Origin of the sequence: Brevibacillus brevis (genome assembly GCF_022026395.1) — a bacterium.
Taxonomy (GTDB): domain Bacteria; phylum Bacillota; class Bacilli; order Brevibacillales; family Brevibacillaceae; genus Brevibacillus.
The window spans coordinates 405176-429638 of record NZ_CP041767.1 but is presented as its reverse complement, the minus strand read 5'-3'; the positions used below and the strand labels follow the sequence as shown (position 1 = coordinate 429638).

The following is a 24463-nucleotide window of genomic DNA, read 5'->3' as shown; positions in this document are numbered from 1 at the left end:
GAAATAGTAAATCCTTATCAAGGAGATTTGCCCTATGAAGGTTCTATTACTGGAAGACGAGAAATCCATCCGGGATTTTGTGCGCATCAATCTCAAGCGCGAGGGCTATGAGGTAATCGAGGCTGGGACCGGAGAAGAGGCACTTGATCTCGCAGATCAACAATCGGACATCGTCATCGCGATTCTCGACGTCATGCTCCCCGGCATTGATGGCTTCGAAGTATGCGGGCAGCTACGAAAAAAATATCCGCGCCTCGGGATCATTATGTTGACGGCGAAAAGCCAGGAGTTGGACAAAGTCATGGGTCTCGAATTCGGGGCGGACGATTACGTCTCCAAGCCATTTAGCCCTGCGGAACTGCTGGCCCGTGTCAAAGCGTTGCAACGAAGATTGACACCCATTCCTGAGGCTGAGGACAAAAATGAAATTAACATTGCCCCCTTCAGGCTATTGCTAGATGAACGGAAGCTGATTCGGGTGGAACAAGAAATTGACCTCACGCCAAAAGAATTTGCCATCATCAAATTACTCGCTGAAAATGCGAACAAAGCCATCAGTCGAGACGAGATTTTGACAGCAGTTTGGGGTCAATTTTTTGTCGGGGACTTAAAAATCGTTGATGTGAATATCCGCCGAATCCGGCAAAAAATCGAGGACGATCCGGCTCATCCAGCTTTCCTGGAGACTGTCTGGGGGTATGGCTACCTGTGGCGAAAGGACGTCCCAGATGAAAGGCATTAAGAGTAGGCTGGTTCTTCATTTCGGCCTGATCCTCCTTCTGATCGTGCTGCTTTTGGAAGGACTGTTTTACTGGGCCGTTCATACATATTACATCGGGACTGCGACCGAAGCGTTAGTGACCCGCAGCACGACCTTCACCAATTTTATTAACAAGTACGCCACTGGCTATCGGTTAAAAGACAAAGCACGTTACATTTTGGAGAATGTTTCGAATCAGGAATACGCCAAAATTGAGGTCTTGGACCCGGGAGGAAAAGTCATTCTCAACTCCTACGGCTTTCAGACCAGCGAGATCATCAATACCCCTGACGTCATGGATGCGCTCAAGGGACAAAGTGGTCTCTACATCGGGAAAAGTCCACAATCGCGGGAGCGTGTCATCGCGGTGTCCAATCCGCTTACGTACAGCGGAGAATTTGTAGGCGTTCTTCGGTACACGATCTCTGCTGAACCGCTCTATCAAGCAGTAAATCGCATTGCCTTGTACGGCGCTGGCGTTGGGACAGGCGTAGTCGTCCTTGCTTTTGCACTCAGCCTGCTCATGGCAAAACGAATCGTCGACCCTATTGAAGATTTAACGAGTGCGGCCAAACAAATGGCGGAAGGAAATTTCGCTGTCCGCGCACCAAAACGATTCGATGATGAGGTAGGAACCCTCGCAGATACTTTCAATTACATGGCAACGGAGATAGGGAAAAACGAAAAACTGAAAAATGACTTCATCTCCTCGGTCTCCCATGAGCTGCGTACCCCACTTACGTCGATTAAAGGGTGGGGCGAAACACTCATTTCGGGTGGTTTGGAAGAACCTGAAGAGACAATGCTCGGTCTGGAAGTCATCTCCAAGGAGACAGATCGTCTGATTGGTCTGGTCGAGGAATTACTCGATTTCTCGAAGTTTCAATCCGGTGAGATGAAATTGTCTCGAGAACGTATGGATGTCCGGGATCTTCTTCATGATTTGCATCTTCAATTTTCAGTACGTGCCAACGCCAAACAAATCGAGTTGAAACTGGAGACTCCCCCTACTCCACTCATAGTTATGGGAGACCCGAATCGGCTGAAGCAAGTATTTGTGAATCTATTGGACAACGCGTTAAAATTCACGCCACAAAATGGCTCGATCGTCATCGCAGCTTCTTTGTCAGGCGATAGGCTCCTTGTCACCGTCACGGATACTGGTGAAGGCATTAACCCGGAAGACCTGCCACATGTCACAGAAAAGTTTTTCAAGGGGCGCTCCAAGCTCTCCGGCAGTGGTTTGGGATTGGCAATCTGCAAAGAGATCATTCAACTCCATGCCGGGAGGTTTTCGGTTAGCAGTGCCCTTGGTCAAGGAACATCGATTATGGTGGATTTACCGTTGTTGGCGAATCAATAAGGCAGGAAGAGCGGGTTGCTCTCCTGGAGAAGATATTGCAAAAAAACTCACCCTTGCCGCATTGAAAATGAGGCGTGGATGAGTTTTTTGCTGTTAGTACACGATATTAGAAGCTGTTTTGAATGACCAACTGATCCAGACCAAAACGGGAAGTCGAATAAGCTTGCACGCTTGCTTTCCCCAAAGTCAGCATGAGTGTTGGCAAATAGCGGGATGGGATGTTCAGCTCTTTAATGAGCGCATCACGGTTGTATCCACCCATCGGGCACGTGTCGTATCCTTTTGCTTTTGCCGCCAGCATGAGCTGCATCGCTGCATAGGACGAATTACGGATTGCTTCATCGCGCGCGATTTCCGGGTTGTTATTGTAAGCCCCTTCGATTTGCGCGATCATGGTCTCCCGTACTTGCTCTGTAACGTAACCTTTTGCCAATGCTTCATCATAAACAGGGCGAGCAGACTTGTAAGCCTCCAGATCGCCGAGAATGATGATCGTAGCGTAAGCATCCACTACCTGCTGCTGGTTGTAAGCGATTGGGAGCAGTTTTTCTTTGATAGCAGGATCGGTCACGACGAGAAAACGCCAATGCTGCAAGTTCCAAGACGATGGCGCACTTGCTGCAAGACGCAGGATTTCGTTCAGCTCGCCTTGTGGAATTTTTTCATTCGGGTCGTATTTACGCACGCTGTGACGGGCTTCCATTACCTGTTCAGCGGTAATTTTCAGTTCTGAATTCATGGTTGAATCTCCTCCATACGGTATAGTACGCTGTTAAAAAGATACTACTTACTTTATTATCGTTACAAACATTTTGCAATTAATTTTTACATTTTGCTTCATACCCTATTGTTTGGAGGCACTCTCGATGAAATACACGGATAACATTGTCATCGTCACTGGCGGTGGCCAAGGCATCGGACGGGCTGTGGCCACCATGTATGCTGCCGAAGGAGCAAATGTCGTCATCGCCGAGTACAATCGCGCAGCGGGAGAAGAAACGGCCTCGCTAATCAACACGACAGAAGCAGTGAAAGGCACGGCACACTTCGAGCACATCGACGTCAGCGTACCAGCGCAAATCGAACAGTTGATGAGAACCGTCGATGAACGCTGGGGGCGGCTCGATGTTTTGATCAACAACGCGGGCTTGTCCGTATGGGAATCTCCCTATGAACTGACCGTGGAAGCATGGGACCATATCTTGAACACAAATTTGCGAAGTGTTTTTCTCGCATCGAGAGAAGCAGCCAAAATCATGCGTCGCCATGGTGGAGGTGCAATCATTAATCTTTGTTCGACGCGGGCACATATGTCTGAGCCACACTCGGAGGCATACGCGGCTTCCAAAGGAGGTATTTTATCCTTAACACATGCGCTTGGTGTCTCACTCGGCCCCGATGGGATTCGGGTCAACGCGATCTCTCCCGGCTGGATTGAACACCGCGATTATGCCGCTCTTCGTCCCGGTGATCATGCCCAGCATCCGGCAGGTCGCGTAGGAACACCCGATGATATTGCCCGTGCGTGTCTATTTTTGACGCAAAAGGACAACGATTTCATTACGGGTACTGAGCTGATTGTAGATGGCGGAATGACTCGCAAGATGATATACGAGCCATAAGCTAAACCAATGCCCTCCCTCTTGAATATGCTGTGCTAACAAGAGAAAAAGGAGGAGTTGTATGCCATTTGAAGAGGAAGACCTCAGAATTCTCGCCCTATGGCTTTTGGCAATTGGGTATCTGATTCTTGCCTTTACCGAATTGGCAGCGCTAGAGTTTTTTTAAAAAAGGAGAGCCGCTCGCTTCCAAACGGAATGAGCGGCTTTTTTCGTACGTATCGTCTTACCAAGTCACAAAAGGCGGCGAGCCTGGTGCCTGGTGCTGAATTTGTTGCAAAATCGGATAACCGTACGCGAGAATAATCAGGAAGGCAACCAATCCGATCCAAACTGGCCAGCGTTCCAAAATTTTTGGAACTTCTTGCGTTGTCTCTGTCTCGGCAATCGGATATTCTGTATTCCCTTTTGGTGCGTAGAACGTCAGGTACAGCAAGATCAGGATCAAGAGAATCGCAGATACGAACAACAGTCCTCCACCGAAAGCCATCACGCGCTGGTAATCCATCCAGCCCAGAGCTAACGGGTGATCCATATACGTTGTGTAGTCTGTGCGTCGTGGCGCTCCTTGCAAGCCCATTGTGTGCATGGCGAGCGACATCAAGAACATTCCTACTGCCCAGAATACCGTTTGCACCATTGCCATCCGATTCGCAGTCTTGGTCAACTTCCGTCCGGTCAATGCTGGAATCAGCCAAAAGGTGACACCGAAGAAGGTGAGCGCAACAGCTGCCCCTACCGTGATGTGGAAGTGACCGGTAACCCAAATCGTATTGTGAACGACCGCGTTAATCTGGTTACTTGCGTTAATAATTCCCCCAGCTCCGCCAGGAATGAAGAACAGCATCCCTACAAAAGGAGCAAAGAAACGTACGTCTGTCCAAGGCAGTTTCTTGAACCAACCGAAAAGTCCAACTCCGCCTTTTTTACGTCCAGTCGTTTCAAAGATGGCAAACATCGAAAATGCTGTCATCAGTGATGGGATTACAACAATCAACGTCAGTGTAACGTGAATCATTTTCCAAGCTGGTGAGATTCCCGGCTCCATCAATTGGTGGTGGAACCCGACAGGGATCGAGAACAGCAGCAGGCAGATAAAAGCGAGTCTACTGAGCGAGTCACTGAAGATGTGACCGCCAATGATTCTTGGTAAACATACATACCATGCCATATAAGCAGGCAATAGCCAGAAATAAACGAGCGGATGTCCGAAAAACCAGAACAGCGTACGGCTGAGCATGACATTAATCGTTGGCACCAGCCCGAGTGACCACGGGATGAGTTGGAACAGGACCTCCACCGCTACAGGAATCGTAGCAGTAATCCACAGGATGTAAGTAGTAACCCCCATGTAGAGGAAGAGCGGAGACGTTTTCCCTTTATTTTCACGTTTCCATTTGCGATAGCTGGCAAAAACACCGAATCCAGCTAGCCAGCTACCTACTACGAGCAAGGCAGAACCAATGTAAAAGTACGGAGATGCTTTCAGTGGTGCGTAGAACGTATAAAGGACAGAGGCTTCATTCAACAGAATGGTGACAACAGCCATCAACGTCCCTAGCGTCATGAGAATCCAGCCTGCCCATCCGAATTTCAGAGCGGCTCCGTGCAAGGAACCACCTGTCGTGCGGGCAACTCCTGAGAATATAAATCCGACGATGAAGTACGTGGTAAAAATAAGTGCCATCAACACGCCATGGGCAGTCAAAATTTGATAGTAATTTGTCCAGCTCGGCAGTTCCATGATTCCACCGCGAACCATGCCCTGTACCATCCCTGCCACAGCTGCCAATCCGAATGCAATATAAGCTACCCACACATAGGCTAAACTAAGCGTTGCCGCAGAACGCTGAACCGGAACATGTGGGAGTGTATCGTCCATCTTCCGTTCGATTACCATAGGATTCACCTACCTTTATTTCACAATAATCGTGGTCGCCATAACCTGATGACCTGCGCCACAGTATTCGTTACAAAGGATCAAATACTCACCTGGCTCGTCAAACGTGTGTGTCGCCGAACTGATGTGTCCAGGCAGAACCATGAAATTAATGTTGGTCTCTGGAATCTGGAATCCGTGAATAACGTCTGGACTCGTAACGTGGAAATTCACCGTTGCGCCAACTGGTATTTCCATCTTGGTCGGAGAGAAGCCGAACGCAAATGCTGTCATATAAGCGTCGTATTCGTTGTCCCCCACCTGTTTCAAACCTGGTTTATCAAAAGGAGGCGTCTCCGTAACCTTCTCCGGATCAATCATTTCCATATTACTTGGCGGAGCCATCCCCATGGCAAACGCATTGACGCACAACAATACAATAAATAAGGCCAAACCGCCTGCGCCAAGCATCAACCAGATTTTTTCATATCGATGCAAATGCATAAGTACCCTCCTTTACTTCCTTATTACGCCCTATCCAGAAAAAGCCCGAATACACCCAACCAACCGACTAGAATGATACCTCCGACGATCAGAACCGCGACAAACGTTCCCTTCAAGTCTTCCTGTTCCGTTTGCAGCTTGCTGGATTTTAATTTCTTGCCTTTCTCCGCCTTGTCAACTTGCGTCTCCATCGCGCTCATCTCCTTTCCTACGTGCCTCATGGGCGCGGTGTAGTTTTCACGCCTTCATTCTAACGCTGGAACCCCTTGGAAGTAATTCGGGGAAATCCCCTAAAATGTTCCGGGAAACCCCTGATTTCGACCGTTTTATGACCATTTTTGGTCACAGGTTCGACACAAAAAAAGACGACCCCGTATGGGGGTCGTCCTTGGACTTGTTGTAGCAAGAGCGTTTCAGCACTCTGGCCTATTTATTTTCAAGTCTCTTATTCTTTATCCTCGATTGCCTCATGATTGGAGATCAATTCAAATTCTCCAATTTGAGTTTCTCCATCCACGTCATAAAGGGGGATAATTTGAACATTGCCCTTATCGTGATTCTGTTCAAGCGCTTCTTGAATTGTCTTGACTTTTGGGGTTAAATCCTCTGCTCGTACGTACCCTTCTTCCCCATTTGTGCCGACCGCAGAAATCAGATCTGGGAATTCGCCTACTGACTCTTCAGACAATCCAGAACCGTAAGTTTCGCCGTTCTCGTTTACATCGTATTCATCCCGTGATAGCAATTCCTCTATAATTGGTGAAGTTTCAGTTTCTTTTGCAAAAGAAGACCCTATTAGTTCTTGTTTGGGAGATTTATATCCAGTCACTTTGGTATATCCATTCCCATTATAGAACTCCGCTCTACTTTGGGCATAGTATCTTCCAGGAGTTATTATACGAGGGGAATATCCAATCCAACCTGCAACTTTGGAGTCATTGTACTCCATACTACTTGCTGTTTTCAAAGTTCCATTATCATCATACAGAAATGCTTGTCCACCCATATAACCGATAGGTACACTCCGAGCGGTATCGATAGAGACAACGGCTTCCACTGAATCATCACGTCCACCCGTCCCAAAACGCTCCCATACTGCAGATGTAAACGAATAGTCAATTCCCTTTACCGTTACATTATACGGATCTGAAGAAGTGTCTGCGGATGCTGGTGTGGTTATCAGAAACAATGACAAAGCTGAGCCTAATAAGATATTGCTCTTTTTCACTTTTCGCTCTCCTCACCATATTTAGTTGGATTTATGTTGTGTTACATTAATCCCTTCTTGAAGAATACAGTCTAAATTCTCCAATGACAGTTTTGCCATCTGATTTATACAAAGGTATTGATTTATAACCGAGCTCCTCCATCGATTTCTGGTAAGCATAGGCTTCTTCAGGTGAAGAAACATTTGTATTCAAATCAGAGGCTTTTACATATCCATTGACACCATTTTCACCAGTTGCACTAATTAAATCTGGTACTTGTGTTGTGCCCACAGGGTAAGGTCCTTCTCCATAAGTTTGTCCCTGCTCGTTTATTGGATAGTTAGGAGTGTTTTGACTTAATGCACCTTTGTAATTCATCGTAGAAAACAAAGCCCCGCTCTGATTTATTACAAGCGCAGCCACGAGACCAATTACGACCAGTGCAGCACCAATAAATACCTTTTTTTTCATTTGATGACCACTTACCCTTCTTTTGATAGTTGGCTCTGTTTGTTATGACGCAAAAAGGGTTCTAAATGTTCTATTTCAGCGCATAATGTGAGGAAGATGTGATACTTATGTTAGAATAAAAAGGAATTATTACCCATTTTTCATAAATAATAACATATCATTGCGTTGACGTGTACTTTCATCTAGTGAATTTGTAAAATAGGGTCTTTATGATTAGTGCTAGAGTACCGAACTACTCCCCCACAATGGAAACTTTCTGTTACGGCTGAAAGCAAATAAGACTCGCAGCTAGCGAGTCTTATTTGCTTTCACCGATTATTCACTTGATTTTTGCTCTTCAACCGCAGTTGCAACTTCCCCGGTTGTAACAACAGAAACATTACGGTTTCAACAGCCATTGTTGATATTTGTGATCAGCTATGTTGGCAATATCAATCGGAATAATAGCAGACGGATGAACAGGAATCATCGTTATTCAGGTTTTTCACGCCTAATTTTCCATCAGCGATTTTGATAAAATCCAATCGACAAAATACAAACCAAATCCATATCTACTCAAAATCCAGCCAGCCCTTCTTAATCGCATACCGCACCAAATCAGGCCGCGTGCGCAGGTGGAGCTTTTCCATAATATGCGCTTTATGCGATTCTACAGTCTTGACGGAAACAGTGAGCTGCTCCGCAATTTCCTTATTGCTGAAGCCCTTTGCGATCAAGACCAGCACTTCTTTTTCCCGATCTGTCAGGATGTCGTACTTGGCCTGCTCCTCACCGTTCTTGACCATTTGCAGGAATTCCTCGATCAGCGATTTCGTCGCAGATGGATACAAATAGGCCATGCCCTGATTGACCGAGCGAATCGCCGTGATCAAATCGAGGTCTGGGGCGCTTTTTAAAATATAGCCGGCAGCACCGGCTTGCAGTACCCGAAACAAGTATTCCTCGTCATCATGCATCGTAAGTACAAGCACCTGAATGTCTGGTGCCGTTTCCTTCAGTCTGGCTGTTGCCGTCAAGCCGTTTTCCCCAGGCGGCATGCTCAAATCCATCAGAACGACGTTGGGACGGACTTCCCATGCTTTTTCACATGCCTCTTTTCCGTCAGCTGCATAACCGACGACTTCCATGTCCTCCTGGGCGTTGATCAGCATCCCCAGCCCAGAGCGTACAATTGCATGATCATCAGCGATCAAGACGCGAATGCTCATCCTCTACCCCCTCCTTCGGCACCGGAATTCGGACGATCACCGTCGTTCCTTCCTCGGGTGCGGAGCGAATATCAACGGTACCACCAAGCAACTGGGCACGCTCCTTCATGCCAAACACACCGAGACCTTTGCCGATGTTCAATGTTTTCTCTACTTCAAACCCTACGCCGTCATCCACAATCGTGACGACAATTTCCTTCTCCCGATTCTCGAACATGATTCCCAGATGGCTCGCCTTTGCGTATTTTGCCGTATTGGTCATGGCTTCCTGTACAATCCGGTATAACGCTGTTTCCATCGCAGCGGAGTATCTGCGTTTCTCCCCCTGAACATGCAGCTCCACCTGGATATGAAACGTCTTTTCTACCCGTTTCATCAACGAACGTAATGCAGGCAGTAAACCGAGATCATCCAGTGCAGACGGACGCAGCTCCAGCGCCATGCGCTTCACTTCCTCCATCGCCTTCGAAGTCATATTCACCAGTTCCGTGACATGCTGCATAACTGGCTCGCTCAATTCTCGTTGTCTGACTACGTTTAGTCCCACTAAAATACTATAAAGCGCCTGCCCTACGCCATCATGCAGCTCTCGGGCGATGCGCTTTCTTTCTTCTTCTTGTGCCTGGATCGCAAAATTCGTCAGCTTATACTGATAGCGCTCTTTTTCCACTCGCTGTTGCGCAGACATATCACGCAAAATCATGACCAGCTTCCCCTGCGATTCATCCTCTAGTCTCGCAGAGCTGGCAGCGACAGGGTAATCCACACCCGATTTCGTTCGGAGCCTCATTTCGAATGAAGGCATTTGCACGCGCTTAAAAAAGCAATCCGTGCAGCTCGTTTCTTCCATACACGTTGCCATTCCGAGACACAGCTCGCAAATATGTTTATCTCGAATCAGCTCTTCTTCTGTCCAGCCCGTCATCTGCTCAAACGCAGCATTGGCCTTTACGATTCGTCCCTCCTGATCAATCACCAGGATCGCATCGCTGACGTTGGCAAAAATGGACTGCATCAGGGAAAGCACTTCACTCGACGTACCCATGGCTCCTCCTTTTGAGACAATCATCCTAACGTTATTGTAAAGTTTCCATAAAAGAAAGTGTATCAGGGAATTCCCTGAACATCATCGGATTGACTTTTTATGAAATTAGAATATCATCTAATTAGATTAATGACAAATTCACTGAAAGGAGCTTTTGACATGCCTAGCACTACTCCCTTCCCAGCCTATAGCGCTCGATTGGTTTTTCAGCCCGTCACGGAACACGATTTCCCCGAACTGCTGACGGTGTACAATTCAAACCCCGATTATATGGAGTTTGCCTTCGGAAAACGAGTCGTCACTTTGCAAACAGTAGAAGATGACCATCAAGATAATCTGGCTTTTGCGGACTCCTACAGCTTTTCGATAAGAGAAGTACACGGTACCGAAATCATCGGGATCGCCCAGTTCATTTTGCGTAATCCGCGGGATGGCCAGCCTTGGCTCGGCCTCATCATGCTGCACAGCGCCTACCAGAGTCACGGCTACGCTAGAGAATTCCTGGATACATTAATTGCCTGGTACCGGGAAAACGGCTACACCTCTCTGCATCTGGCCGTTTTGGAGAAGAATAGCCGGGTCGTGCCTTTTTACGAGAGATACGGTTTTGCTGTCTACGAGGAAAGAGAGACGGAAAAGATCGGTCGCGTCATCTGTATGAAATACTCGATCCAGTCATGAACATAAAAACGGGACAGCAAATGCCATCCCGTTCTTTCTCTTACTCTACTACGATTTTCTCAGCTGTGCCGATAGGCGGCAGGCTCTTTGTCATCATTGGGCCGTAAAAGGCCACTACTTGCATATCCTCTTTCAGTTCAGCTGGCGAGAGTACTTTGTTGTCTCGCGCATTGATGATCACCGTTTTCTCGGTAATGTTCAGGTTGATTTTTTCTTGGGAGGTGGCAGTAATACCGCGACCTTCTACGAGCATTTTGTAGTTGCCGTCTTTGTCAGCAGAGATGCTCGCTACTTTTCCCGCTGTCCCCAGGACGTCCTGAGTCTCCAGTCCACCTTTTACTGTAATGCTGAGCGCGCTCGTTTGTGGCGGCAAGCTCATCGCCATGAATTTTTCGGTCGTAGCATCTACAGCCATACCCAGCTTCAAATCTTCTGGCTTCAGCACTTTACCAGCTTCATCCGTAATTTTGGTGTCTTCTGTCAGGTGCAGGATGATGCCAGACTCATAGATGTTCAGTGTAACCGAGTAGCCTTTATCGGATTTGTTGATGTTCGTAATGGTACCTGTGCGCATAGGAGCGATTTCGTCCTCCACTACTGTCACTGTATCATCGGTTACATTCACGTCTGCTTGCAGGATTTCGTCTACGAATTTAACTGGCACATAGGTGCTGCCATTCAGTACGCGAGGCTCTGCTCCCAGCGTTTTGTACATTTTTGCGAAAGGATAGCGATCCTCTCCTTCTTTTGCGTAGCTGGTGATCGCGCCTCTTTGCACTTCTGCTGCTTTTTCCTTGTCGTTCCAGCTTACTTTGAAACCAAGGGCTTCAGCAACAGGACGAAGTGGAACCAGTACGGTTTGTTGACCTTTATCGAAGATCGCATCTTGTGCGATTGATTGACCGTTAATGTTAACAGAAAGTTCTTTTACTGGTTCGGAGGTTGCAGATGCCACGCTAGTTCCCAAAACGGCCAGTGCCGCGATTGTCATCATACCTGTACGGAATGTTTTCATATTGTTTATGCCTCCAATGTGCTTGCTTGTTTTTGTGTGTCTCTATTCATTGGACGGCACCCTTTCAGAAACGTTTCAAATTAATTTTCATAGATGTGTAAATCGTTCGCGTAAAAGCGAAAAACATCACGGCTGGCTTGGGATTTGGCTGTTTTGTGGCATCGGCACATCGGGCTTACCAGACTGGTTGTCGTACAAATAAGTCGGTACCTTGCCGACAATCAGGGCTTCGGAGACCGGGATTTGTGTGGTGACCGTCTGTTGTTTAGTCGCGAACGGGATAATGACCCGCAAATCGACCTCGACATGAATGTAGACAGTCACCAGCACCATGTTGATCCCGGCTTGCTTCAGGCCTGTTTCCAGCTTCGTTTTGACGGCTCCAATCGGAACGAACGACACCGGAATATCAGGCCCAAAGTGCTCCAGAAAGACGTTTTTCGTAGCCAAGCCTAGTGGTATGGTTGTCTGGACGTGCTCCTGCTCGAATTCCTTCAAGCGATTTTGAATACGGGCTGTCGTTTCCCCCACAATCCGGGAGTACTCTTTGAAATTAAAATTCACAGCTTTGATGCTGCCATTCTCGTCTTTCTCCATGATGACAACTTCGTTGACGTCGACACCCTGCTGGGTCATGCGTTTGGTGACTGCATCGGTAATGGCGAGCTTGGCAACCTGCTCTGCCTTGGCTTGGGCAATCAACATTAGCGTCGGCTCTACCCTGCGTTCCACAACGATAAACAAAACGATCAATACCACAATAATCAGCAGGAACCCCGCGAAAATTCTCCGTCTACGTCTTTTCCAGCCTCCCCTTCTCAAGCGCACGATGGCTCCCTCTCCCCTTTTGCGGCTCGGTTAGTCAGGACGAACCGTACGCATAGCTGGGCGTTTTTCTTTGCTTGTGCGCTGTCTGCTGCCGGTAAGCACCCCGCCGATTCCCGCGACAAACGTAGGAACTCCCGCCGCGACCAAAATTAATGCCCAATCGCGCAGATTGAGATCCGTTGTTTTAAAGATCGGCTGGAGCGCCTCCATGTACACGACACCGATCACGAGCACAATCGACGAAAGTACCGCCCAAACGAGATATTTATTTTCAAATACATTGCGGTGAAAAACGCTGTATTGACTCCGGCAATCGAAGACGTGAATCAGCTGCGCCATAACCAATGTGACGAAAGCGACAGTCTGGGCGTGCACCAAGTCATTCGGATTCTCTTTGAGTGTCAGCCAGAACGCCAAGAGCGTCATGGCCCCGATGAGAAAGCCGCGGCTAATAATCTTCCAGCCCAACCCTCGGCTGAATATGTTCTCTGCCTTGTTGCGCGGCTTCTGATACATCGTATCTTTTTCCGCCTGATCGATGCCCAGCGCCATGGCTGGTAAGCCATCCGTCACGAGATTGACCCATAAGATCTGGATCGGCACCAAAGGCAAGGGAAGCCCGAGGAGCATTGCAAAAAACATGACGAGAATTTCACCTACGTTGGATGCCAGCAAATAACGGATGAATTTTCGAATGTTGTCATAGATGTTGCGCCCTTCCTCTACTGCGGCGACAATCGTGGCGAAGTTATCGTCGCGCAGCACGAGATCGGCGGCTTCCTTCGTCACATCCGTACCGGTAATCCCCATCGCGATCCCAATGTCTGAGGTCTTGATCGCAGGCGCGTCATTGACACCGTCTCCAGTCATGGCGACAACATGGCCTTGGCTTTGCAGAGCACGGACGATCCGCAGCTTGTGCTCAGGAGACACACGGGCATAGACAGTGACTCGCTCCGCATACTCTGCGAGCTGCTCATCTGACATGCCATCCAGCTCCCGCCCCTCCAATACTTCTCCGTAGCCACGCATCAAACCAATCTGCCGGGCGATTGCTTCTGCTGTCACCTTGTGGTCGCCTGTAATCATGACCGTCTTGATTCCTGCTTGATGGCAAAGATTGATAGCTGGACGGACCTCTTCACGCGGCGGATCGATCATCCCGGCCAATCCGACAAAGACGAGATTGTTTTCCAGGGAGCCGATCGGCTGTCCCGGACGATAGCCTTGCAGTGTCTTATAGGCGAAGCCCAATACGCGCAATGCTTTGCCTGCCATCCGTTCCGTTTGCTCCAGTACTTGGTGGCGAAGCGTCGCGGAGAGTGGCATGAGCTCTCCCTTCCACAAAATGTGTGTCGATCTCGCCAGCAATGCCTCCGCCGCGCCTTTGGTCAGCAGGGAATACACACCGTCCGTCCCCTTTTCAACGACCGACATCATTTTACGGTCAGAATCAAAGGGTAGCTCCTCCACACGCTGTCCCTGATTCTTTTGGTTGCTACGCTCTGTATCGCCGCCCAATGCTTTCGCGGCAAGCACCTTGAGAGCACCTTCGGTCGGGTCGCCTACAACTTGCCAAAAGCGTGACGCCTTGCCCATCCCAAGCAGATTGCGCGTGCTTTGCTCCTCGCATGTCAAACGGGCATTGTTGCATCTGTCTGCGATTCGGATGATTTGCGAGAGCGCTCCGTCACGGGCGGGAGATACCATTTTCCCCAGGTAGTGAAAGGCTCCCTCAGGTGCGTAGCCGCTGCCGCTCACCTCATACGTGGAATCGCTGTGCCACACTTGGGTAACGGTCATTTTATTTTGAGTCAGGGTCCCAGTTTTATCAGAGCAAATAACAGAAGCGCAGCCCAACGTCTCGACTGATGGGAGCTTGCGTACGATGGCATTGCGGCGGATCATCCGCTGGACGCCAAGCGCTAGCGCGACAGTCACAATCGCCGGCAAGCCTTCCGGGATCGCCGCCACTGCGAGACTCACCCCGGCGAGGAACATCGTAAACAGCTCATGACCATGCCAGACACCAGCAGCAATGACCACAATCGTCAACAGCAGTGCGACGACCACGAGAATTTTGCCCATTTGCTCCAATCGCAGCTGCAAAGGGGTTTCTGCTTCTTCCGCTGTATTCATCAAGTGCGCGATTTTCCCGATTTCCGTGCTCATCCCTGTCGCGACAACGATACCGCTCCCTGTTCCTCCGGTTACCATCGTGCCCATGAACGCGAGATTTTTTTGGTCGCCAAGCGGTACAGTGGAGGCCTGGGCTGTCTCCAGTCTTTTCACGTTTTTTCCGACGGGGACAGACTCCCCTGTCAACGCAGACTCCTCTACCTCTAGCCGATTGGCCGAAAGCAAGCGCAAATCTGCGGGAACACGATCCCCGGCCTCCAATTGCACCAGGTCACCAGGTACCAGCCGCGAAGCCGGTATCATGGAAATGTTCCCACCCCGGATGACCCGCGCCATCGGGGATGCCAGCTCCTTTAGCGCTTGCAAGGATCGCTCAGCCTTGGCCTCCTGAATAAAACCGAGGATGCCGTTAATGAGGATGATCGCGATGATCGCAATCGCATCCAAGTACTCTCCGAGGAAGTACGAGATCAGTGTTGCGATGAACAGGATGAGTACCATAAAATCCTTGAACTGATCAACAAAGACCGAGTAGAGAGGCTTTCGCTTTTGTTCAGCCAACTGGTTGGCACCTTGTTTAGCCAGTCGCCGCTCCGCCTCCTGCTGAGTCAACCCTTGCGCAGCATCACTATGAAGGGCTTCGGTCACGTCGGCCGCCGCCAGCGTGTACCATTTTCGAATTGGCTGTGTATCCACCTACATCTCCTCCATCCACATCTCACTCATTTTCATGTGTATGCAGACGAGCTCGAAAATAAAACAACCCGTCCATTTATCTGGACGGGTCCGCGTTAGTTTGTCGATTATTTCAAACTTTTGGCTACACCAATGCAAATCAACAAAATCGGCGGCAGCCAGGTGAGTCGCGTCAGCCATCTGGCTTTTCCGGCGCGCCTGCCGAGGGCAATTCCTATCACAAGAAGCAAGGCACTCATCACCGCAATACAGAGAGCGACGAGCAGTGGTGAGTATCCCAAAAACGTAAGGCTAATGCCTGCGCCGAAAGCATCCAATGACAGGGCCAGCCCCAACATGACGGCCTCCCAGCCCATAATATGCCCAGAACGGTCAGCATCGGCTTTGGATGGATCTTTTAAAATCTGAATCATGACACCAAAAATGCGGAACTGCGACAATAATACGATGGGCTCCTGCTCTTCCTGTTTTTCTGCGGCTACAACAGCAGTAGACTCCTGATCCTCTGTCCCCGACCGTGTCGCAATGAGCCGCCACAGAGTAAACAAACCCATGAGGATCAAGACCGCGGCTCCAATATACTGGCCAATCTCGGGTGTTAACCATTCGGTGAGGGATGAGCCTACGAGCATGACACCATATACAACAGCAAACGAACAACCGGAAACGACAACGAGCGACAAAAAGGGCATTCTCATGTTCCGTAAACCATACGTCAATCCTACACTGACACTGTCCATGCTGATGGCCAGGGAAACGAGCAGGAGTGCGAGCCATCCGCTCATATGTGGTCACCTCTTTCCCATTGCCTATTAGGTATACGCGAAAAGCTCCGCTGATGTGCCAAGAAACGAATAAGGTTTGACTACGAATGTTGAAAACGAATATTGCCATACCACTTAGGAACTGTTACCATTAAATTAAACAATGTTTAAAACGTTGTTTGACAAAACACTCTTACTTTCAATAAAAAGGAGGTTGGTCATGTCACAGGCAGATAAAAACAGCGAAACGAAAGCAAAAATTTTGCAATCGACACTTGATTTAATCAAGATGGAAGGCTTCGAGAGTGTGACAGTGCGGAAAATCGCAGCGGATTCCGGTACAAACGTAGCTTTGGTTAACTACTATTTCGGTTCCAAGGATAGGCTCATCAATGAAGCCCTCAGTGCCTTTCTAGGAAGCTTTACACCTACATTTGATATCTTGGATAACACCTCACTGCTTCCCCAAGAACGACTCAAGCAGTTTTTAATGAGCTACGTGCAGATCATCCAGCAATATCCCGAGCTGGTTTCCCGAATCTTCTCACTTGGTGGCGCTGTATTTACCGCTCAATATGAATACGGTCAATTTCTCAAAAGCATCGGGTTTGTGAAGATTGCGGGAGTTTTGAAGGAAATTACCCACGAAGAAAACCATGAGGTTCTCATGATGATGATCATGCAGTTGTTTGGAGCGATATTTCTTCCTGCCTTGCTCAAATCGATATTGTCTACAGGGGCTGGCATCGAGGTCGCTTCGGTAGACCAACAGATTGATTTGTTATTCGCACGCTATTTTCATGAAAAATAGGGGGAGAGACAAATGGGCTTTTTGCGAAAATATTGGCCTGACCTCGGGTTGTTGGTGGCAGTAGGTGTTGGTCTGCATGTCATGCTGCAATGGAGTACCATTCCTGTTATCGAGCGGCTGTTGTGGCTAAGCTTCATCGCCATCCTTGTTCATCAGTATGAAGAGTATCGTTGGCCCGGATATTTTGCCGGCCTGTTTAATGGTTTGATTTTCAAAAGCAGCCATCCAGAACGATACCCGCTGAATCCACAGTCTGCGATGATCATCAACCTGGTCATTGCCTATGTCTTTTATCTGGTTCCCCTGTTGTTCCCAACTGTCGTCTGGCTCGGCTTGGCACCGATTCTAATGGGCTTCTTCCAGTTTATCTGGCATGGAATTTTTGCGAATCTAAAAGCGAAAACGCTCTACAATCCGGGCTTGTTCGCCGTTATCGTCTTCCACATCCCGATCGGGGTATGGTATATCCGGCACATTATCTCCACTGGCATGGTAACGACGTCAGACTGGATCATTGGGACGGGCTACTTCATCGTTGCAGTGTATATTCTCATTGTGAAGGGGAATATGTGGCTAAAGGACGAAAATTCCCGTTATACCTTTACTCGTCAACAGTTGGGGCCTTACGTACACAAATCATAAAAACCAGCTCCTGAAAAGAAAAAGAAGAGGCCACTGTCGGCCTCTTCCTTTTCTTTGAACTATTTGATTTCAATCGGCACTTCCCACTTCACGTCGTGTTCCACCATATAGGTAGCGTAGGATACCGTGAGCTTTTTCGGTTGTTGCTTCAAGCGCGGAATCGTGATCTCACCTTTGATCTGTACCCGTCCGTCCTTGTCTCTGGTGCTTTCCGTGCTCACTGACGCAGCGAAATTCTTCCCATTTTCATCCTTTACAAACCAATCGTGGTTATCAACTATGCCTTTTCCTAATGTACCCTCTATGGTCATTACGACCTCACCTAGATCTTCACCGTTACCTGGCTTCCATGCAAAAGAAGAGAATGTAAAGGTACTGCCTGTTGTCTCATCCTTGAAAGTCGCAGCTTTCTTCTCCAGTTCTGTTGGAACCAGATCAAATTTAGGCGAAGCCAGCTTTTTCTCATAAATTTTCTTTAGCTCAAGCTTTAATTTTTGCTCTCCCTGTATCGGGCCAAATGTATGCCACCAATTCAAGACATCGCCTTCTGGTCTTTCTTCCGCTTCTTCTTCTGTTCTTGGTGTGAAAAGAACATTCTCCTTGTTATCAAGCCCATCATCCAATGATTTCATATCCCAAGCTGCTACCACTTCCCCTTTTTCATTGGTGATTTCGTACATCATATTCTCTCCCGAAAAAGCAGAATCACGCTCTTTTTCTGTGATAATGGCGCCTTGCGGATTTTTCCGATCGTACAGGATCGACGTTCGTTCAACCTCCAAATAAGCTGATTTTGGGGAAATAGTATCTAGCATGACCCGTGTCGCACTTGGGGAAAATTCGATATTTTTCAGCTCAATCCCTAGACCTTGTGGCGATTGAAAGGCCGTATCCTGGAAGACAACCGTTTTCGTCGCTTCCTTGGCTTTCTTCATATCGATCGGAATTTCCAATGACCATTTCCCTGTCTTACCTGCGATTTCTGTCTGTTCTAAATGTAAGGTTAGTTTGTCAGGAGTCGTATCAGGTGATTTGAAGATTTCATTCAAATATCGCTCTGTGATGAAAAACTCTCCATGACTTCCCCAATTATCTCCTCCATCATCCTCAAACCAATCCTTACCGTTCTGATCAATCAGCTTCGCATTCAAATTATGATCTTCAATCTTCTTGCCGCTCTCGTCGTACACATCATAGATGACTGCGATTCTCATCGAGTCAGCCAACAGCTCTTTTAACTCGACAGTAATTCCTTGATCGGTTGCCTTCTGCTCCAGCTTTTGAACAAGGCCTTTATTGACGGCATTTTTCATACCGCTATCCGCATCTTTTTCCATTTGGAACAAGCTATTCACATAATTCGCAAACGTAGGTGATACAACCGTTCCGGTCACCACCAACGCCGTAAGTCCTGCTACTACCAATCCTGTCTTCTTCACAATATCCCAACCCCTTTGTCTTCTGGTTCGGGAGGAGTGCTTTCGCGTAGAACGTGGAGGAACTGCATCAGACAGCTTATCCATGACCTCATCTGTAAACGTATCGGGTACAGGAGCCTCTGGAATGTCGGAAAAATCCACTTCTTGCATGCCTTCTCCCCACTCTTGCAGGTGCTTCTGGCATTGTGGGCAATTTTCCACATGTTGCTCCAATCCTTTGCTCTCGGCAGGGGCCAGCTCATCGTTTACGTATAGCTTCAATTGATTAAACATGAAGCATTTCATAAATAGCTCCCCCTCCCATCGTTTTCTCTAGGCTGTCCTTCATCTTTTTGCGGGCGCGGAATAATCGCATCTGAACGGAGCTCTCCGATAGAGAAAGTCGCTCGCTGATCTCCCGATACGACAGTCGCTGTAGGTAAAACAGGACGAATACCTCGCGATACTCCTCATCCAGCAGCATAATGCTGCGTTCCAGCGCTGCGTCCCGTTCCTTTTTCAACAAAGTTGTTTCAGGCGTGTCCGGGTCAATCAGCTGCTCCTCATCGATTTCTACCTGCTCTGTCCGTTTGCGTTTTCGCATTTCATCGAAACAATGATTGCTCGCAATTCGATACAGCCACGACGAAAACCTGTACTCAGGCCGATAGTCGTGTAAACGATAAAAGGTTTTGATAAACACGTCTTGAGCCAAATCCTGTGCGTCTGGCATGTTTCCGATCATCCTGTACAAATAACCGACCATCTTGCCCTTGTATCTGTCGACAATTTGTCTGTACTGCTCATGATCGCCAGCCAGGATTTGCTCGATTAGTTCCTGATCGTCCGGCATTTTGCTACTCCTCCATCTATCACAGATCAAGCCAGCGGGGAATGCTGCGCAGCTTCCGTTTTGGTTGATTCATAAGCTATTACGGATTTGCTGGAAAAACCTTTCTCTACTTTTAAAAAATTCTATAATCAGTTATCCAAATAAAAAAGAAGAGGCCTCTGTCAACCTCTTCCCCTGTCTGTCTTTCATCTATTTGATTTCAAATGGCACTTCCCAATTCACGTGGTGCTCCACCGTATATTCAGCAAAAGATATTGAGAGACTTTTCGGTTGTTGCTCCATGCGCGAAATCTCCAACGTGCCTTTGAAGTGTACGCGTCCGTCTTTGTCTCTATTGTATTCTGCATCCAAGTCCGCTTGGTGGGTATCTCCATTTTCATCCTTTGCAGACCAAAAGTTGGTTTGGACTACGTCTTTTCCTAATATCCCCTCTACTGTCATCACAGCTTTACCTAGCTCCTCGTCTTTACCGGGTTCCCATGCAAAAGAAGAAAACGTAAAGGTACTGCCTGCTTCATCTTGTAAAGTCGCTGCTTTCTTGTTTAGTTCTGCTGGAACCAGATCGACTTTGACTTTGGAAGAAGAGCGTTTCATTTCATATATTTTTCGGAGCTGAAGCGTTAACTTTTGTTCACCCTGCATCGGGCCAAAAGAATGCCACCACTTCTGGCTATGTTCACTTTGTCGTTTTCCTATAATTCCAGATATATTGAGCACGTTTTTCTCCTTCGCTATCCCCTCATCCAATGACGCCTTATCCCGAGCAGCTACAACATCCCCTTTTTCGTTTGTGATTTCGTACGCAATATCGTTTCCTGATAAAATGGGAACCTGCCTTTTTTCCATTGTTTTGACTTGCGCCCCTTCGCGGGTTACTTCTACTCGCTCCTCTTCAACTTCTACATAAGCTGATTTAACAAGAGTAGTTTCTAGCATCAGGCGGGTCGCACTCGGAGAAAATTCGATTTTTTCCAGTTCGATCTCCATCCCCAGTGGTGAATGAAAAGCTGTGTCCTTGAAAGTAACCGTTTTGGTCGCTTCCTTGGCTTTCTTCATATCGATCGGGATTTCCATTGACCATTTTCCCTTTTTCCCTGCGATTTCGGTCTGTTCTAATTTTAAGGTCAACATATTCGGAGTAGCTTCGGCGGATTCAAAAATAGTGTTTAAGGGCTGCTCTACGATAAAATACTTTCCGTGACCACCCAAGGTTGGTCCATCGTCTTCCAACCAATCTTTCCCTGTTGAATCAATCAGATAAGCATTCAGTAGGTGTCCATCTTCACCAATTTTAATTTGCTTGCCGTTCTGGTCGTACACATCATAGATCACGGCGATTCTCATCGAGTCTGCCATCACCTCTTTTGCTTCGAAAGTAATCCCTTGATCGGTTACTTTTTGCTCAAGCTTTTGGACAAAACCTTTATCAACAGCATTTTTCATGCCATTATCCGCATCCTTCTCAATCTGGAACAAGCTATTCACATAGTTGGCAAACGTCGGTGAAACGACCGTACCTGTCACGACCAAAGCCGTTAGTCCTGCTACTACCAGTCCTGTCTTCTTCACAATATCCCAGCCCCTTTGTCTTCTGGTTCGGGAGGAGCGCTTCCGTGCCGTACGTACGGGAACCTCTTCGAACAGTTTACTCATGACCTCGTCCGTAAAGGTATCGGGTACAGGAACTTCCGGATAGGTGGAAAATTCCTCTTCCAGCATGTGATCTACCCACTCTTGCAGCTTGATTTGACATTGTGGGCATTCTACTGCATGCTGCTCCAGTCCTTTGCTTTCGGCAGGGGGGAGCTCGCCATTTGCATAGAGCTTCCATTGATTAAACATGAAGCATGTCATAAACATCTCCCCCTCCCATTGTTTTCGTCAGGCTTTTCTTCATCTCTTTACGAGCACGGAACAAGCGCATTTGAACAGCGCTCTCCGTAAGAGACAGTCTCTCGCTGATTTCCCGATAAGACAGACGCTTCAAGTAATGTAGGACGAACACCTCGCGATACTCCTCATCCAGCAGCATGATACTTCGTTCTAGCTGGGCGTCTCGCTCCTTTTTTAACAGGGCGGTCTCTGGTGTCTCTGGATCAACGATCTGTTCCTCCACAATTGCGGTCTGCTCCGTCCTTTTGCGTCTTCGTATTTCATCGAGACAATGATTGCTCGCGATTCGATACAGCCATGAAGAAAACTTGTGCTCAGGCCGATAGTCTTTCAATAGGTAAAAGGTTTTGGTAAACACGTCTTGAGCCAAATCCTGTGCGTCTGGCATGTTGCCGATCATTTTGTACAAGTAGGTCACGATCTTGCCCTTGTACCTGTCGATAATCTGACTGTACAGCTGGTGATTGCCAGCCAGGATTTGCTCGATCAATTCCCGATCGTCCGGCATTTCTACTACTCCTCCATCTATCACCGATCAGCCTTTGGGGAATGCTGCGCAGCTTCCGTTTTGGTTGATTCAACACTAATACGAATGAGCGGGAAAATCCTTTCTCCTTATTTTAAAAAATTTATTTTCCTGTCATAAGAGGGCTTCAAAGCTATTTGTTTGAGTCAACATAGTGGAGGAGAAGAAAAAGCACAGGTCTCTTCGACTCTGACACGCCAGCGTGGGGGATTGACTGTCCGTCTCCACTTTAAAAAGAGGACCGTCGAGCCAAAGCCACCCTACGGGCGGACGTTTCTCTGAGAAGAAGTGTTCGACAAGCGTGGACCTCTTTTTAAAGTTCCGACTGGGTAGGCGTTGTCAAGGTCTGCGAGCCCTGTGCTTTTTCTTTTCACCAGCTTTCTTGGCTAATCGGTACCTTTAAAAACTTAGGAAGATCGCCCAAAAAAGAGCTCGACAGCCTGAACAAATCAGGACTGCCGAGCTCACTTGCTAACAAATCTATTCTTTTTCGAATGGGAGTACTTTAAACACGTGCAGCTAGTGCCCGGGCGAGCAACTCTACCAGCCTCTGCGCATACTCGCCAGTGGTATCCCTTACCCTTGAGAATTCCGTCACTTCCATACTTGTCACGCGCGAATCTCGCAAGACAGTTGCCAGTAATGCCTCCGCTTCGGACAGCGACAATCCTGTCTCGCTTGGGGAATAGGCCGCTGGCATCGCGTCTTTGTGCATGATATCTACGTCGAAATGAACGAGGATTTTGGCATCAGGCGGGATCGATTGGAGCATATGAGAAACTCGTTCCACGATGCTTCCCTCTGTGAGCTGAGCCAAGGTCATGACGTCAACGCCGAAAGTCTCTCCAGGCATCTGCTGGCAGCCGATGAGGCGGATTCGCTCTGCATCCCAGCCGCTTGGCTCGATCCATTGTCCGCGATCCTGAAGCAAAAACCACAAACCCATCCCTGCCGCCCCAATACAGCGAGAAGCGGATGGCACTACTGCATCGAGATGACCGTCAAGCACGAGCAAATACCCTTTTTCCTGATACTGAGCCTGATGAGCCTGTGCTGTTGCAACGACCAAGCTGCAATCGCCGCCGAGCATCAAGACAAAGTCGTCTGTATCGAGCCACTCTTGCGCGTCCTTTTGCAGCAAATCCCAGAACATGCGCGGTGCCGGCCAGTTACGAACTGGTGGAATATTGTGGCGAGGCAAATCATCCGGAAGCTTCAGATTCCCTACGTCCTGCACGCTCAGACCACGCTGCTGCAAATGCTCGATCAATCCTGCGCTCCGCAATGCATCTGGAGCAAGCTGTGTGCCCGAAATGTAAGCCCCTGTGAAATGCGGGATACCAGCTACTTTTACTTTGATAAAAAGTCCCTCCCAAGGAAATTCATCGTATGACCATCCCTAAAAGTATATCACAGCTTCGCTTGCAGTAATTGGATGAGATCACCGACGGACGGTCGCAACCAACGATCTGGCATGGATGCTTTTTCCCCGCGCAGCAATTGGCAAGCAAGCGCATTCGGATGGACATCTGCACTTAAAAAATACACTTGGTGCACAGGCTGCGGGAGAGCGTCCATGACCTCCACACATTTGCTGACATACGTTTGCAGCGCATCCCGATAAGCGGGAGTCGTTAATGCCGCACCACACCACACATCAATTCCGGTCAACGCCTTGGCATGAGCTGCATCCAAGCTTTTGGCGAGCGAGCAGACAAAGAACAGCAGCTTCTCTGGCGCCAGCTGGAACCGCTTCTGATACTGCTTGGCAAAACGGGCAAGTGTTGCATTCCAGGACGGAGTATCGTAGCTGCCGAGATCTGGGATGCATTTGAGTGCCCCGACTAGCTGCTCTTGCCTCTTTATAAACAAGAGACCGTCAATCACTTGAAACGAAAGCCCGGTCAACTGCCCAGACAAAAACTCACCCACCCGTTCATGCATGACGCGAGAGATTCGCTGCGAGGATTTGCGCTTTAGCTTTTGCCGTATGCGCACTTCTTCTTCCTCCAGGTAGACCCGTATCAGCCTGGAAAACAAATCTGCCTCCGTAGTTGGCTCTAGTATCAGGCACTCCAAACGGCTATAGGCGTCTGCCACGCTTTGGTCCCATTGCCCTTCTTTTTCTGTGCCCATCATT

General features: G+C 48.3%; 24 protein-coding genes. 6 read left to right on the top strand and 18 right to left on the bottom strand.

Annotated features, from left to right (window positions below; translation table 11 throughout):
- The first annotated feature begins 34 nt into the window (after positions 1-34).
- Together FO446_RS02380 and FO446_RS02375 are read left to right on the top strand one after the other, a co-directional pair.
- Positions 35-742, top strand: a complete 708-nt coding sequence (locus FO446_RS02380) for a response regulator transcription factor (RefSeq protein ID WP_173611853.1) — start codon at positions 35-37, stop codon at positions 740-742.
- Positions 729-2123 carry a sensor histidine kinase gene (locus tag FO446_RS02375; RefSeq protein WP_229087909.1) on the top strand — a complete coding sequence of 465 codons (1395 nt, stop codon included), beginning with the start codon at positions 729-731 and terminating at the stop codon, positions 2121-2123. Before FO446_RS02380 ends, FO446_RS02375 begins: the two co-directional genes overlap by 14 nt.
- 106 nt (positions 2124-2229) lie before the next feature.
- On the opposite strand, the gene FO446_RS02370 is transcribed toward FO446_RS02375, so the two are convergent.
- On the bottom strand, positions 2230-2862 hold the full coding sequence (locus FO446_RS02370; RefSeq protein ID WP_173611851.1) for a nitroreductase family protein: 633 nt from the start codon (positions 2860-2862) through the stop codon (positions 2230-2232).
- A 127-nt stretch (positions 2863-2989) separates the two neighbouring features.
- On the opposite strand from FO446_RS02370, the gene FO446_RS02365 reads away from it, so the two are divergent.
- Complete coding sequence (locus FO446_RS02365; protein ID WP_221866665.1) at positions 2990-3745, top strand: SDR family NAD(P)-dependent oxidoreductase; 756 nt, start codon at positions 2990-2992, stop codon at positions 3743-3745.
- 223 nt (positions 3746-3968) lie between these two features.
- On the opposite strand, the gene FO446_RS02360 is transcribed toward FO446_RS02365, so the two are convergent.
- The 7 genes from FO446_RS02360 to FO446_RS02330 all read right to left on the bottom strand — a co-directional run bounded on the left by FO446_RS02360 (position 3969) and on the right by FO446_RS02330 (position 10057).
- A complete protein-coding gene (locus tag FO446_RS02360) occupies positions 3969-5642 on the bottom strand; it encodes a b(o/a)3-type cytochrome-c oxidase subunit 1 (RefSeq protein ID WP_237899845.1) in 1674 nt (557 codons plus the stop codon).
- A 15-nt stretch (positions 5643-5657) separates the two neighbouring features.
- Positions 5658-6125 carry a cytochrome c oxidase subunit II gene (locus FO446_RS02355; protein ID WP_144618062.1) on the bottom strand — a complete coding sequence of 156 codons (468 nt, stop codon included), beginning with the start codon at positions 6123-6125 and terminating at the stop codon, positions 5658-5660.
- A 23-nt stretch (positions 6126-6148) separates the two neighbouring features.
- Complete coding sequence (locus tag FO446_RS02350; protein ID WP_173611848.1) at positions 6149-6316, bottom strand: cytochrome c oxidase subunit 2A; 168 nt, start codon at positions 6314-6316, stop codon at positions 6149-6151.
- Between the two features lie 254 nt (positions 6317-6570).
- Positions 6571-7353, bottom strand: a complete 783-nt coding sequence (locus FO446_RS02345) for an aldo-keto reductase family protein (protein WP_173611847.1) — start codon at positions 7351-7353, stop codon at positions 6571-6573.
- A 46-nt stretch (positions 7354-7399) separates the two neighbouring features.
- Positions 7400-7804: a hypothetical protein gene (locus FO446_RS02340; protein ID WP_221866667.1), complete on the bottom strand. Its 405-nt coding sequence runs from the start codon at positions 7802-7804 to the stop codon at positions 7400-7402.
- A 551-nt stretch (positions 7805-8355) separates the two neighbouring features.
- A complete protein-coding gene (locus tag FO446_RS02335; protein ID WP_012684149.1) occupies positions 8356-9012 on the bottom strand; it encodes a response regulator transcription factor in 657 nt (218 codons plus the stop codon).
- Positions 8987-10057 (bottom strand): PAS domain-containing sensor histidine kinase, encoded by a 1071-nt coding sequence (locus FO446_RS02330; protein ID WP_229087904.1) that lies wholly within the window; start codon positions 10055-10057, stop codon positions 8987-8989. Before FO446_RS02330 ends, FO446_RS02335 begins: the two co-directional genes overlap by 26 nt.
- A gap of 159 nt (positions 10058-10216) precedes the next feature.
- Between FO446_RS02330 and FO446_RS02325 the strand changes: the two genes are divergently transcribed.
- Entirely contained in the window at positions 10217-10738 is a 522-nt protein-coding gene (locus FO446_RS02325) for a GNAT family N-acetyltransferase (protein ID WP_237899844.1), read from the top strand.
- Between the two features lie 40 nt (positions 10739-10778).
- Here FO446_RS02325 and FO446_RS02320 read toward each other — a convergent pair whose 3' ends face one another.
- The 4 genes from FO446_RS02320 to ytaF all read right to left on the bottom strand — a co-directional run bounded on the left by FO446_RS02320 (position 10779) and on the right by ytaF (position 16201).
- Positions 10779-11753, bottom strand: a complete 975-nt coding sequence (locus FO446_RS02320) for a copper amine oxidase N-terminal domain-containing protein (protein WP_237899843.1) — start codon at positions 11751-11753, stop codon at positions 10779-10781.
- A gap of 126 nt (positions 11754-11879) precedes the next feature.
- Positions 11880-12581: a sporulation protein YunB gene (gene yunB / locus FO446_RS02315; protein ID WP_173611842.1), complete on the bottom strand. Its 702-nt coding sequence runs from the start codon at positions 12579-12581 to the stop codon at positions 11880-11882.
- A 30-nt stretch (positions 12582-12611) separates the two neighbouring features.
- On the bottom strand, positions 12612-15416 hold the full coding sequence (locus tag FO446_RS02310) for a calcium-translocating P-type ATPase, SERCA-type (protein ID WP_221866670.1): 2805 nt from the start codon (positions 15414-15416) through the stop codon (positions 12612-12614).
- A 107-nt stretch (positions 15417-15523) separates the two neighbouring features.
- A complete protein-coding gene (gene ytaF, locus FO446_RS02305) occupies positions 15524-16201 on the bottom strand; it encodes a sporulation membrane protein YtaF (protein ID WP_173611840.1) in 678 nt (225 codons plus the stop codon).
- Positions 16202-16400: 199 nt separating this feature from the next.
- Here ytaF and FO446_RS02300 point away from each other — a divergent pair, with 199 nt between their 5' ends.
- Both FO446_RS02300 and FO446_RS02295 read left to right on the top strand, forming a co-directional pair.
- Complete coding sequence (locus FO446_RS02300) at positions 16401-16991, top strand: TetR/AcrR family transcriptional regulator (RefSeq protein ID WP_221866672.1); 591 nt, start codon at positions 16401-16403, stop codon at positions 16989-16991.
- Between the two features lie 12 nt (positions 16992-17003).
- Complete coding sequence (locus FO446_RS02295; protein ID WP_173611838.1) at positions 17004-17633, top strand: HXXEE domain-containing protein; 630 nt, start codon at positions 17004-17006, stop codon at positions 17631-17633.
- 59 nt (positions 17634-17692) lie between these two features.
- Here the strand turns inward: FO446_RS02295 and FO446_RS02290 are convergent, their stop codons facing one another.
- The 6 genes from FO446_RS02290 to FO446_RS02265 form a co-directional block, all read right to left on the bottom strand.
- Complete coding sequence (locus tag FO446_RS02290) at positions 17693-19357, bottom strand: DUF4179 domain-containing protein (protein ID WP_237899841.1); 1665 nt, start codon at positions 19355-19357, stop codon at positions 17693-17695.
- Positions 19338-19904 (bottom strand): RNA polymerase sigma factor, encoded by a 567-nt coding sequence (locus tag FO446_RS02285; RefSeq protein ID WP_173611836.1) that lies wholly within the window; start codon positions 19902-19904, stop codon positions 19338-19340. Before FO446_RS02285 ends, FO446_RS02290 begins: the two co-directional genes overlap by 20 nt.
- Positions 19905-20093: 189 nt before the next feature.
- Complete coding sequence (locus FO446_RS02280) at positions 20094-21758, bottom strand: DUF4179 domain-containing protein (protein WP_237899839.1); 1665 nt, start codon at positions 21756-21758, stop codon at positions 20094-20096.
- Entirely contained in the window at positions 21739-22305 is a 567-nt protein-coding gene (locus tag FO446_RS02275) for an RNA polymerase sigma factor (protein WP_106834885.1), read from the bottom strand. Before FO446_RS02275 ends, FO446_RS02280 begins: the two co-directional genes overlap by 20 nt.
- A gap of 523 nt (positions 22306-22828) precedes the next feature.
- Positions 22829-23683, bottom strand: coding sequence for an arginase family protein (locus FO446_RS02270; RefSeq protein WP_269137338.1), 855 nt, complete (start codon positions 23681-23683; stop codon positions 22829-22831).
- A gap of 50 nt (positions 23684-23733) precedes the next feature.
- A complete protein-coding gene (locus FO446_RS02265; RefSeq protein WP_330873251.1) occupies positions 23734-24459 on the bottom strand; it encodes a hypothetical protein in 726 nt (241 codons plus the stop codon).
- Positions 24460-24463 lie beyond the last annotated feature (4 nt).